Genomic DNA, 12,227 nt, shown 5'->3' on the forward strand with positions numbered 1-12,227 from the left:
ACTTTGGTCGTTCATTGACTTTCCGGTCACTGATGTCGGCAAGGTCGTTCGGCCCCTTTTAACAGGCTGCTGAAAAAGGCCACGGCTTGGCGATGAAGGTGGTTTCGTCGCCATTGTCATAGGCGATTTCGCCCTCAAGGCTGCCGTCGTCGTGCAGGTCGGCCCATCCGGTTCCCTGGACGTGGTCGCCCTCATCGCTGCCATTCCAGTCGAAGTCGACGCCGCTGGGGGTGAAGCCGACGTTCAACACGGCGGTGAGTGCGCCGAAGGCCATCTCGCCGGAGCCATCGGCGTCGACGCGAAGAAAGGCCGGGCCACACAGGTCGAGATGCTCGCGCGGCCATGCCGCGGCCTCGACGATCCGCCACCGGCCGACCGGCCCCGTCGAGACGGACATCACCCCGTCTCCAGCAGCCGGGGGAGCCGGATCAGGTTGTAGGCGGCGACCGTCAGCGTGAAGGCGAAGCGGACGCGTGCCAGTCCGCGAAAGCGCGTCTTGCCCTGGCCGGCGGCCGATTTCACCCAGCCGAACACCTCCTCGATCCGCTTGCGGACGCGCTGGCTGGCGGCATAGCCGGCATGCCGGGTGGTGCGGCCATCGATCGCCGAGCGTCGGCCACTGGTGTTCTGGGCGACGTGCGGGGTCACGCATCGGTCGCGCAGGTCCGACACGAAATCGCGCGTGTCATAGGCCCGGTCCGCGCCCAGCGTGATGCGCCGCCCCTCGGGGCCGGGCGAGGTCGTCCACCATCGCCACCGCGGTCAGCCGCTCGGCAAACCCGGCCGCGCGCGTGGTTTCGGTGTCGACCACCAACCCGTGGCGGTTCTCCATCAGCACATGGCCCATGTAGCACAGCCTGGCGCCCGTGCCGGCACTCTTGCGGTAGAGCCGCGCATCGGGATCGGTGAGCGAGGCGTGCGTATCGTTGCTCCGCTTCGTGCCCCGGAAATCGACCTCGGCGTTACGCCCGCCCGGACCGTCGCCGGGCGAGCCATCATCGCCGGCATCCTCCTTCGGACGAAAGCTCTTCATGCTACTACCCAAGCATCGATCAGCGTGCCGTCGACCGAGAAATGGTCGCTCGACAGCAGCCGCCGGACCCGCGGCAAGGCCAGGATCGACGACAGGAAGCGGGCCGCGATCTCGCCGTCCAGCAGCCGTGCCCGGTTCTTCGAGAAGGTGGAGGCATCCCACACCCGTTCGTCCACGCCCAGCCCGACGAACCAGCGGAACGACAGATCGAAATCCAGCCGCTCCATCATCTGCCGCTCCGAGCGGATGCCGTGGAACAGCTGCAACAGCGGCGCGCGCAGCAGCTTCTCCGGGGCGATCGACGGGCGTCCGATCCGCGAATAGAGCGCCTCCAGATCGGGGCCTATCCCGGCCAGCGCCGCATTCACCACCACGCGGATCTTGCGCAACGGATGGCCCGCCGGCATCCGCCGCTCCAGATCGACGCAAGAGAACAATTCTCCCGACCGCGCGTCGCCACCCCGCATCCATTCACCCTCATCGCTGCAGTCGCGATGAATCACCTCAGGTCGCCCACAACAAGCCCTTTTCAGCAGCCTGTTAAAGAGCGAGATCCGGCGACGCGTGCGCGAGCGTGCGGCCGATTGCTGACGGGGTCAGATCTCACCGCTCGGCGTCATCGCAGCGATTGCAGGGGCAACATTGCTATCCCAATATCGCAAAAGCGGCGAGACCGTCAGCAGATAGACCAGCCAGCAAGCCGAGATGGCTTCATCGGAGAAGAAAGCATTCCAGCCCATCTTGCCGTGCGCCAGTTCATGCCGAAGCGCGGGACCGGGCCTGAAATTGAGCAGGCTATCGAGTTCCCACACCATATCGGCTCCAAGGATCGCTTCGAGATCCGCGCGGCAATAACCCAGCAGGATATTAAGCGGCCGATCGCCCTCAAGGCCGTCTTCCTCCATCTTGGCGGCGTCCCGTCCCGACATCTGGAGAATGTGGCGCAGCGAATTCTCGATCTGCGGTAGTAGCAGGTGCCCGGCGGTAGCATAGTCGCCCTGCCACATGCGCGCGAAGCCGACTGAGAAGATGTGATGGTGGCCGATGGGGATGAAGCTGCTCATCTGGACTATAGGCAGCATATGCTGTTCGTTGATCGAAAAGCGTTCCAGCACCGCCTGGCGGGCGGGCTCGATATTGCCGTGAATCCGGAAGCGGCGAACGATCGACATGTGGCGGATGCCGTGTTCCTTGTACCAGGCTTCGCTAGGCTTATCCTCGAAATCGAGCGACGGCCCGCGCGCCACTTCGCGACCCTCATGGTCGGCGTAACTTGTCGCGAACAGGTTCGAGAGCGGAGAGTCCTTGGCCTGCTGGAGCACCAGCTCCTTCAACTTCTCGACATCGTCGGGCTTGGAGAAACCGACCATCGACCGCAACGCGTCGGTCAGGCCCAGCGCCTTGAACTGTCCGTAGGTCTGGTCGCGGACCTCTTCGATCCCGTCGAGCTTGAAGGGGATGCCTGAGAATTCGTCGAGCGCCTTATCTTGCAGCTCGCGCAGGCGGCGGCGCATTTCATCGACTCGATCCTTGGCATCGCCGCGCGCACGGAATTCGCGCAGAGCCTGCTTGACCCAATGCGCCTTTGCAGAACTAGACGGCACGGTTTCGGCCATGGCGAGCGTCCGTTCAATCGACTTGATCGCGGCGTCTCGGCTGGCATCCTCATCACCCGCGCGGTCATAGGCGTCGGCCGCGAGATTCCAGCACTCCTTGACCGCCATATCATAGTCCTCTGGCGGGGCGGTCGACGCGAGACTGGCGGCGGTCTCCGCGACCTCCTCGGAGGGGATCAGCTTGTGCTGTAGGACGCGCCGACCAAGCTGGGCGAGCGGGAAATAGGCACGTTCGGCAACGGCGTTGTTGAACGCCAAGCGTAAGGTTTCGGCGATCGGCTCGATCAACGTGCCGCGCTTGGCGATACGGGCATTGATCATGAAACTACGTTCGAGCGGCTTAACGCAGTCCATGGCTCGCGTGCCGATATCGGGGAACTCCAGCGCGGCACTGCCATCGGCGATGCGGCGTGCAACTTCGCAATAGGCGTCGACCGCCGTGCGCCCGGCGCGGCGCACGCCGGTTTCATAGGCGACATCTGCAAAACGCGCGCGCAGTGTGGGATGGACGATGCCGGGCGCAAGATCGGCGAGGACTTCACTCTGATTGCCCCGGAAGTCATGCGGGATCGCGGTGCGCCGCGTCCCGTTCTGCCACTGCAAACCGAACGGATCACCTTCGCTTTCCACACGAAGATGCAGACCGACCAGAGCCGAAACGAGACGGTAGACGCGCTCAGCCAGCGTGTCGCCGCCATCGACCGCCTCCTTGGTCTTCGACCAGAATAGATCGACTAACGCATGGCGGTCGAGGCGAGTCATGCTGCCGGTCAACGCGTTCAGATCAACCGACGCGAAATCGGCGGCCGTCACCTCTTCATAGAGCGGCTGCGGTTCAGCGGGCTGTTCAATATCCTTGTCGTCTTCGGCGAACGCTGCATTGTCGTCGCTCATCTGAGATGCCCCAAGTCCTTGCCCGAATTTTCTAGTCATAGATAGGAATGGCGGCGTCGCAGATGAATGGCGCACGCTATAAAAGCCGTCAAAAAGGATCGCATGCTGAATTGTCGCACGCGTAACGCATCGGCATCGCGGAATAGCGACCGCAATCTCGAGGTTACCTGCCAGTGAAGTTTCCAGAGCTGCCGCTGGCCGCTGTTAGCGTAACCGGACGTTCCTGGCACCGAAGAGGAACGGCGTATGGTGGTCGACACCTGCCGCAGGCAGATCTCAGCCGCTTCGCGGCGTCGACGACGGATGCAGCTCACCGCGCTCCTGATCGCCGGTCAGAAGAACAACGATAGTAAACCCCATCTTACCTATGAACGATGTTCTGCGAGGCTCCGAAAGGTAATCGACCAGCGCGGGCGTTCCATCGGTGCGATGCTGTGTTCCCAGTCGTGTCGGGCGGGTCCGCTAATGTGATAACCGCCACGCGGATCGAGCGGCAACGACGCGCGGTCGAAGCCGCCGCCGCGCCGACGCCGGAAGCGCATCGTCGCCGGTTCGCCGAGGGAGATGCCGAGGACATGCCCGTAGATCGGCCGATCGCGATGCCAGCCGATCCCGGCGCCTGGGTCGTAGCGGATGAGCAGCGCCTGGATCAGCGCCTCGGGCGCTAGCCCGGCAAAATTTGCCGCCCTATCGCGGATGGGGAGAAGCCAATCCGGCATCGGTGGCGCATCCTTTGGGCGCCCGACCTCGAAGTCGTAACTCCATCCGAAGGACGTTGTCAGCCGCTTGCCCGTCCAGCCCTGAAAGCGGAACGGCTCGAGGTCGGTCGCGTCGATCCGGTCAATCAGCATGCGCTCCTCGTCCGCGGTGATCAGGTTCGCCCGCGTGGCGAGCCCCGGCAGTAGCGGCGCATCAAAGAGGTCGAGCATCACGCCGCCGCATCCGCGAAGATCGGCAATTCTGTCGGTGCCGCTGCCCGGGCCTCGACGAAGTTCGATACCGTTACGCCGACCAGTCGTATCCCCTTCTGGGTCGGCATAACCGACCGGATCAGGTCGAGCGCCGCGCGGCGCAGGCCTTCGCGACTGGTGACCGCCACGGGCTGGCTGCGGCGTCGGGTGATCTGATGGAAGTCGGCGTATTTGATCTTCACCGTGACGGTGCGGCCGAAGGCTTGCCGTCCCTCGCACCAATCCCAGACATCGTCCGCCATCTTGAGCACGCCTGCCTCGATCTCAGCGGGTTCCGTCAGGTCGCGGTTGAACGTCGTTTCCGACCCCGACGACTTGCGCACGCGGTTCGGATTGACCGGACGGTCATCTTCCCCGCGCGCGATGGCGTGGTACCATTCGGCGGAACTGCCGAAATGCTGCTGCAGGAACGCCAGCGACTTGGCGCGCAGATCGGCCCCGGTCTCGATCCCCAGCCGCTTCATCTTCTCCGCCGTCACCGGTCCGACGCCGTGGAAGCGGCTGACGGGCAGCGTCTCGACCCAGGCCGCGCCCATGTCCGGCGTGACTGCGAACTGGCCGTTGGGCTTGCGGTGATCGGAGGCGAGCTTGGCCAGGAACTTGTTGTACGAGATGCCCGCCGATGCGGTCAGGCCGGTCTCCGCGAGAATGTCGGCGCGGATCGCCTTGGCAGTCAGCCATGCGGTTTCCAGGCCACGCTTGTTCGCGGTGACGTCGAGATAGGCCTCGTCGAGCGACAAGGGCTGGATCAGGTCCGTGTACCGCGCGAACACGTCATGGATCTGGCGCGAGACATCGCGGTACACTTCGAAGCGGGGCGGCACGAAGATCAGGTCGGGACAGCGGCGCAGCGCGGTGACTGAGGGCAAAGCGGAGCGAACGCCGAACTTGCGGGCTTCGTAGCTGGCCGCCGCCACCACGCCTCGCGCGGCGGCATGGCCGACAGCGACGGGCTTGCCGCGTAGCGACGGATTGTCACGCTGCTCCACCGACGCGAAGAAGGCGTCCATGTCGACGTGAATGATCTTACGCACCGCCATGCGCACCTTTTAACGCATACAGAACAGGATGTGAACATATTGTGCAAAAACGTTGAAAACCCGTCACTTATCCCACATACCCATCTCTTGGTGTAGATCCGGGCACGACGCCGTTCGAGCGATGCCGCGAACGTCGCCGATGCATTTGCCGGATGGTCACCGCCGTGCGAAGAGATCCATATTCGCATCGCCCCAAGCCTTTAGCGCCGCAATGATCGGCGACAGGGATCGTCCACGATCAGACAGGCTGTATTCGACGCGCGGCGGCACCTGAGCGAAGACCTCGCGCTCGATCAGGCCATCGGCTTCCAACTCGCGCAGCTGATTGGTCAGCATGCGCGGCGTCACATCACCAGCGCGGCGGCGCAGTTCGTTGAAGCGCGTGCGTCCGTCCTGTAGATGGTAGAGGATCACCGCCTTCCACTTGCCGTCGATCAGGCTCACCGCCGCCTCGACGGCGCAACCCGGGGTACAATCGAGGCGGGAGTGACGGGCTTTCGCCATCAGGGCGGTATCCTTTTTGACACTATGAGCGTTTTTTGTGCCTACGGCATAAGCTGACACCGTCCCTATCTCGCGTGCGTCAGTAAAAGGAGCAAGACCCATGCGCGCCATAGCCTATCGCCAGCCCGGCCCGATTGACCGGGACGAAGCCCTTGTCGAGGTCGAACTGCCACGACCCGTTCCGACCGGGCGTGACATTCTGGTCGCAGTTCGGGCCGTCTCGGTGAACCCCGTCGACGCGAAGGTTCGCACTGGCGCCGCGCCATTCGACGGACGTGACGAGCGCATTCTCGGCTGGGATGCGGCGGGCGTGGTCGGGGCGGTCGGCCCGGAGGCCACCCGCTTCAAGGTGGGTGACGAGGTCTTCTATGCGGGCGACCTGATGCGCGACGGCAGCAATGCGGAATATCAGCTGGTCGACGAGCGGATCGTTGGCCATCGCCCCCGCAGCATCGGCTTCGCGGAGGCGGCGGCGTTGCCGCTGACGGCCATCACGGCGTGGGAAACCCTGTTCGACCGATTGAAGGTCGACAACCAGCCGGCCGGCGGCGCCCGTGCCATCCTGATCATCGGCGGCGCGGGCGGCGTCGGTTCCGCGGCGATCCAGATCGCGCGGGCCCGCACCGACCTGACCGTGATCGCCACCGCCTCGCGCGCCGAGACGGAAGGCTTGGGTGCGCGACCTCGGCGCACATCATGTCATCGATCATTCCCGGCCGATGGCACCGCAGATCGCCGCGCTGGAGATCGGCGCGCCCGCCTTCGTCTTCTCGACCACCCATACCGATCGCCATCTGGCCGACATCGCCGAGCTGATCGCGCCGCAGGGGCATTTTGCGCTGATCGACGATCCCGCCAGCCTCGACATCGTCGCCTTCAAGCGCAAGGCGGTGTCGGTCCATTGGGAATTGATGTTCACCCGGTCGCTCTTCGACACGCCGGACGTCGACGAGCAGGGGCGATTGCTGGACGCGGTCGCCGAACTGGTGGACGAGGGGCGCATTCGCACTACGGCGACCGACACGCTCTCGCCGATCAATGCCGCCAACCTGATCGAGGCGCACCGCCGCATCGAGAGCGCCACCACGAGGGGCAAGATCGTCTTGGAAGGCTGGGACAGCCCGCAGGCGTAATCTCGACGCGGGTCCCTACGAGCTACGCGCGCGGGCGGGTTAGGCGAACGCCAAATCGCCCGCGACGATCGCCATGGCATGGTCGACGAAGCGCCCCTTCTCGCCGACCGGTGCAACGTAACGAAGTGCCTCGCGCGCCAGTTCGGGCGCGCCTCCGCGCGCGATCAGCCATGCGGCGAGATAGGGCGCGGCAAGACAACCGCCCGCCGTCGCGACATTGCCATGAGCGGCGAACGGTGCGTCGATGACCGTGACACCGGCCTCCACCACCCATGGCTTGGTGGTGAGGTCGGTGCACGCGGGCAAATCACCGATCAGGCCGAGCCTGGCCAACAACAGCGTTCCCGAACATTGCGCCGCGATCAACTGCCGCGCCGGATCAAGGCGAAGCCGGGCGAGCATCGCCGGATCGTTGGCGATCTCCCGCGTGCGGACACCACTGCCGATCAGCACCGCATCCGCCTCCTCGAGAAATGCGAGCGGCCGTTGGCGATGGACCACGACGCCGTTCATCGACGTCACCGTCTCGGTCGGCGCCGTGATGTGCGCGGCCCAGCCATGCGGGCGCAGCCGGTTGATGATCGCGGCAGCCACGAACGAATCCAGTTCGTTGAAGCCGTCGAAGGTCAGGACCGCGACCTGCATCACCCTTGCGTCCGTCCGGAGAACAGCGTCCGCGTCGCACCGGCGACCCAAACCTGGCCGGTTTCATCCTGCGAGACATGGATACGCCCGCTCCGCCCGAGGCGCGTGCCCTGTGCAGCGACATAGCTGCCGCTGGCCCGGCCGCTGGCGAACAGCCACTGGCCGACGGACGCGTTGAGGCTGCCGGTCACCGGGTCCTCGATCAGCCCGCCATGCGCGTCGGTGAAGAGCGCACGCAGTTCGAACGCGACCTCGCTGCCGGGTGCATGTGGTCCGACGATGCCGATGTCGATATGCTCGGGGTGGTACCGCGCCGGCTCGACCGCCAGCACCGCCTCGGCCGACGCCAGCATGACCGCGATCCAGCCGGGGCCATTGTCGGCCCAGGCAGCATCGACGATCGCCGCGCGGTCGATCCGCAGCAGATCGGCGACCTGTGCGATCTCCGCCTTGGTTGGCGTGCCGCCGCGCAGCAGCGGTGGGGCGGCAAAAGCAAGCTGATCGCCATCGCGCCGGATCGTCACCAGTCCCACGCCGCATTCCTGCACGATCACGCCGTCCTGCTTCGGCTGCCCGCCCGCTTCCGCCCACGCATGCGCGCTGCCCAAGGTCGGGTGCCCGGCGAACGGCAGTTCGTGCGCCATGGTGAAGATCCGCACGCGATAGTCGGCCGATGGATCGGTCGGCGGCAGCAGGAAGGTCGTCTCCGAAAAGTTCAACCAGCTTGCGATCGCCTGCATCTCGTCCGTCGTCAGGCCATCGGCATCGGCGATAACGGCCAAGGGATTGCCGGTCAGCGGATCGGTGCCGAATACGTCGACGAGGCGAAAGGGGCGGGTCACGGTCATCTCCTGTTGATGATGGCTGGTCCTATCGCGGAGCGACTGGCGCCGACAGATACACATCGGTACGATCATGCCGAACTGTATTGGTGGGATTGGCAGTACGATGGCGAGCGCGCCCGACGAAACCCGCACCGGCATGGTGGTCCGTGCGATCCGTGACCGGATCGACGCCCGCACGCTGACGCCGGGCGCCCGGCTGCCGTCGATCCGCGCCATGGCCGAGACGAGCGGCGTCGCGCGCTCGACGGTGGTCGAGGCCTATGATCGCCTCGCCGCTGAGGGGGTGATCCGGTCGCGACCGGGATCGGGCTTTTATGTCGCCGCGCCCTTGGCCCCGCTGGCATTGGATCGGCTGGTCAGCACGAAGGAGCGCGAGGTCGACCCGCTCTGGATGCTGCGTCAGTCGCTCGGCGAACGACGGCACGAAATGATGCCGGGATGCGGCTGGCTGCCCGATGACTGGCTGGCGGGCGACGCGCTGCGCAAGGCGATGCGCCGGGCAGCGCGATCCGACGAGAACGGCACGCTGGCGGGCTATGCATCCCCCTTGGGCTCGCCCCCGCTCCGGGCGTTGTTGGCGAGGCGGATGGCGGATCAGGGGATCGAAGCCGGCCCCGACCAGATCCTGCTGACCGACAGCGGCACCCATGCGCTCGATCTGGTGTGCCGCTTCCTGCTTCAGCCGGGCGATACCGTGCTGGTTGACGACCCGTGCTATTTCAACTTTCTGGCGTTGTTGCGGGCGCACCGGGCAACGGTGGTGGGCGTACCGATGACGCCGACCGGGCCGGACGTCACCGCCTTCACCGAGGCCGCCGCGACGCATCGGCCGCGCTTCTACCTGACCAACTCAGGCGTCCATAACCCGACCGGAGCGTCGCTCGCGGCCGCCACCGCGCACCGACTGCTCAAGATCGCCGAGGCGCATGACATGGTCGTTGTCGAGGACGATATCTTCGCCGACTTCGAACACACGCCGTCTCCACGATTGGCCGCCTTCGACGGCCTCGACCGGACGATCCGCATCGGCAGCTTCTCCAAGTCGCTGTCGGCGGCGGTGCGCTGTGGCCATATCGCGGCGCGACCCGACTGGATTGAAGGGTTGGCCGACCTACGCATCGCAACATCGATGGCGGGCAGTCCGCTCGCCGCCAACCTGCTGCACGCGGTGCTGACCGATGGCAGCTATCGGCGTCATGTTGACGGTGTCCGGACCCGGCTGGCCCGGGCTATGGCCCGGGTGGCCAAACGTCTGCGGGCCATCGGGATCGAGCCGTGGACCGATCCAGCGGCGGGCATCTTCCTGTGGGCGCGATTGCCCGATAGCGTCGACGCCGTTGAGCTGGCACGCAAGGCGATCAATGCAGGGATCGTTCTAGCACCGGGTCCGGTGTTCAGCACCAGCGGCGGATGGCGCGACCACCTGCGCTTCAACGTCGCGATGAGCGACGATGACCGGCTGTACGCCTTTCTGGAATCGGCCGTGTCGCGCCCGCTACTCGAACCGGCTGGCTAAGCGCTCGACCAGGAAGTCGACGAACACCCGCACCCGTGCCGGCGTGGTGGAGCCGCCGACGAAGACGGCGTGGATCAGTTCGACATCGCCTGGATTGTATTCTTCCAGCAATGGCACGAGCCGCCCGTCCGCGATCTCAGCCGCAACGCTGAAGCGGCCGACGCGGGTGATGCCGACCCCGGCAGCGGCGAGATGGCCCAGCGTCTCGCCATTGTTAGCGACGATGCCGCCTTCGACACTCAGCGCGAAATCCCGGCCTTCGCGGCGGAACGGCCAGATCGGTTCGGCGCGGCGAAAGTTGAAGTTCAGGCAATTGTGGGCGTGCAGGTCTTCCGGGACTTTGGGCGTGCCTGCCCGCGCCAGATAGTCTGGCGACGCCACGATCACCCGCCGCGCCTCGGACAGCTTGCGCGCCGTCAAACCGCTGTCGGCGAGCGGACCGAAGCGGATCGCGACATCGGCCTGTCCGCCAGCGATGTCGACCAGCGTGTCGGTTAGGGCGATATCGATCAGGATATGCGGATAGGCGCGCGCGAAATCGCCGAGCAGAGGCACGACGCACAACCGGCCATGCGCCAGCGCCGCACTGATCCGCAACCGTCCGCGCGGTGCGCCCTGGTCGGCGATCTGCTGCTCGGCATCGTCGAGGTCGGCGAGGATGCGCCGTGCGGCAAGGAGATAGGCTTGTCCCTCTGCAGTGAGCGTCAACGCCCGGGTGGAGCGTAGCAGCAGCCGCACGCCGAGCCGCGCTTCGATCCGATCAATCGCACGCGCCACCGCCGAGGGCGTCAGCCCGAGCGTGCGGCCGGCCGCCGAGAATCTGCCTTCCTCCACCACGCTCGCGAACAAGGCAAGTGACCGGGCGCGATCGTCGTTGCCAGCTACCTTTGCGTCCAAGGCATAAATCCTTTGCACCGGCGGGCAGTTCCGCGGCGCTGCTTCACCGTCCATCTATGCGCCTGACGAATGACATTCGAGAAAGGAGGTGTCATGGAATATCGGCAATTGGGATCGTCCGGCCTGCGCGTTCCGGCGCTGTCGTTCGGCGCGGGGACCTTCGGCGGCAAGGGACCGCTGTTCAGCGCGTGGGGCACAAGCGACGCCGCCGAGGCGCGGCGGCTGGTCGACATCTGCCTCGACGCGGGCGTGACGCTGTTCGACACCGCCGACGTCTATTCGGACGGCGCGTCGGAACAGGTGCTGGGCGAGGCAATCAAGGGGCGGCGCGATGCCGTCCTGATCTCGACCAAGACCGGCCTGCCGATGGGTGACGGCCCGCAGGACTGGGGCGCATCGCGGGCGCGGCTGACCGGCGCGGTCGAGGCGGCGTTGCGGCGGCTCGGTACGGACCGGATCGACCTGCTCCAGCTTCACGCCTTCGATGCGTCAACGCCGACCGAGGAGGTGATAGGCACGCTCGACCGGCTGATCGCGGACGGCAAGGTGCGTTATGCCGGCGTCTCCAACTATCCCGGCTGGCAGATCATGAAGGCGCAAGCGCTGGCCGATCGCCATGGCTGGCCCCGCCTCGTCGCGCATCAGGTCTATTACTCGCTGATCGGCCGTGCGTATGAATGGGATCTGATGCCGCTCGGCGCGGATCAGGGTGTCGGTGCGCTGGTCTGGAGCCCGCTCGGCTGGGGGCGGTTGACCGGCAAGATCGGGCGGGGACGGCCGATCCCGACAGGGAGCCGGTTGCACGAAACCGCGCAGTTCGCGCCACCAGTCGAGGACGAGCATCTCTACCGCGTCGTCGATGCGCTGGAAGCGGTGGCGGTGGAGACGGGCAAGACCGTGCCCCAGGTCGCGATCAACTGGCTGTTGCGGCGTCCGACCGTGTCGTCGGTCATCATCGGTGCGCGCGACGAGGCGCAGTTGCGCGACAATCTGGGTGCGGTCGGCTGGGCGCTGTCGCCCGAGCAGGTGGCGGCGCTCGACGCGGCAAGCGACGTGCTGCCGCCCTATCCGCACACCCCCTACCGGCAGCAGGAGGGCTTCGCCCGCCTCGCGCCGCCGATGGTTTGAGGGAG

10 protein-coding genes and 2 pseudogenes are annotated in these 12,227 nt (G+C 65.9%); 3 read left to right on the forward strand and 9 right to left on the reverse strand.

What is annotated here, in order from left to right; translation table 11 throughout:
* Positions 1-58: 58 nt before the first annotated feature.
* The 6 genes and pseudogenes from QE379_RS12070 to QE379_RS12095 all read right to left on the reverse strand — a co-directional run bounded on the left by QE379_RS12070 (position 59) and on the right by QE379_RS12095 (position 6,058).
* The gene (locus QE379_RS12070; RefSeq protein ID WP_307000841.1) at positions 59-397 is read right to left on the reverse strand and encodes a hypothetical protein; all 339 of its coding nucleotides are present in this window, start codon (positions 395-397) and stop codon (positions 59-61) included.
* A pseudogene (locus tag QE379_RS12075) lies at positions 397-1,500 on the reverse strand (IS5 family transposase). Before QE379_RS12075 ends, QE379_RS12070 begins: the two are co-directional and overlap by 1 nt.
* A 129-nt stretch (positions 1,501-1,629) precedes the next feature.
* Positions 1,630-3,543 (reverse strand): hypothetical protein, encoded by a 1,914-nt coding sequence (locus tag QE379_RS12080; protein ID WP_307000842.1) that lies wholly within the window; start codon positions 3,541-3,543, stop codon positions 1,630-1,632.
* Between the two features lie 365 nt (positions 3,544-3,908).
* Positions 3,909-4,472, reverse strand: coding sequence for an alpha-ketoglutarate-dependent dioxygenase AlkB (locus QE379_RS12085; protein ID WP_307003202.1), 564 nt, complete (start codon positions 4,470-4,472; stop codon positions 3,909-3,911).
* A complete protein-coding gene (gene dinB, locus QE379_RS12090; RefSeq protein ID WP_307000843.1) occupies positions 4,472-5,554 on the reverse strand; it encodes a DNA polymerase IV in 1,083 nt (360 codons plus the stop codon). The genes QE379_RS12085 and dinB overlap by 1 nt, the downstream gene beginning before the upstream one ends.
* A gap of 156 nt (positions 5,555-5,710) precedes the next feature.
* Positions 5,711-6,058 carry a helix-turn-helix domain-containing protein gene (locus QE379_RS12095; RefSeq protein WP_058751874.1) on the reverse strand — a complete coding sequence of 116 codons (348 nt, stop codon included), beginning with the start codon at positions 6,056-6,058 and terminating at the stop codon, positions 5,711-5,713.
* A gap of 100 nt (positions 6,059-6,158) precedes the next feature.
* Between QE379_RS12095 and QE379_RS12100 the strand changes: the two are divergent.
* Positions 6,159-7,191, forward strand: a pseudogene (locus QE379_RS12100) (zinc-binding alcohol dehydrogenase family protein).
* A gap of 39 nt (positions 7,192-7,230) precedes the next feature.
* Here QE379_RS12100 and QE379_RS12105 read toward each other — a convergent pair.
* Both QE379_RS12105 and QE379_RS12110 read right to left on the reverse strand, forming a co-directional pair.
* Positions 7,231-7,836, reverse strand: coding sequence for a DJ-1/PfpI family protein (locus tag QE379_RS12105; RefSeq protein ID WP_307000400.1), 606 nt, complete (start codon positions 7,834-7,836; stop codon positions 7,231-7,233).
* Entirely contained in the window at positions 7,836-8,678 is an 843-nt protein-coding gene (locus QE379_RS12110; protein WP_042490905.1) for a PhzF family phenazine biosynthesis protein, read from the reverse strand. Before QE379_RS12110 ends, QE379_RS12105 begins: the two co-directional genes overlap by 1 nt.
* 106 nt (positions 8,679-8,784) lie before the next feature.
* Here QE379_RS12110 and QE379_RS12115 point away from each other — a divergent pair, with 106 nt between their 5' ends.
* Positions 8,785-10,197, forward strand: coding sequence for a PLP-dependent aminotransferase family protein (locus QE379_RS12115; protein WP_042490839.1), 1,413 nt, complete (start codon positions 8,785-8,787; stop codon positions 10,195-10,197).
* On the opposite strand, the gene QE379_RS12120 is transcribed toward QE379_RS12115, so the two are convergent.
* On the reverse strand, positions 10,177-11,094 hold the full coding sequence (locus tag QE379_RS12120) for a LysR family transcriptional regulator (RefSeq protein WP_042490907.1): 918 nt from the start codon (positions 11,092-11,094) through the stop codon (positions 10,177-10,179). The genes QE379_RS12115 and QE379_RS12120 overlap by 21 nt on opposite strands.
* A gap of 93 nt (positions 11,095-11,187) precedes the next feature.
* Here QE379_RS12120 and QE379_RS12125 point away from each other — a divergent pair, with 93 nt between their 5' ends.
* Entirely contained in the window at positions 11,188-12,222 is a 1,035-nt protein-coding gene (locus tag QE379_RS12125) for an aldo/keto reductase (protein WP_307000845.1), read from the forward strand.
* The last annotated feature ends 5 nt before the right edge of the window (positions 12,223-12,227 follow it).

The organism is Sphingomonas sp. SORGH_AS_0879, from assembly GCF_030819175.1.
Lineage (GTDB): Bacteria > Pseudomonadota > Alphaproteobacteria > Sphingomonadales > Sphingomonadaceae > Sphingomonas.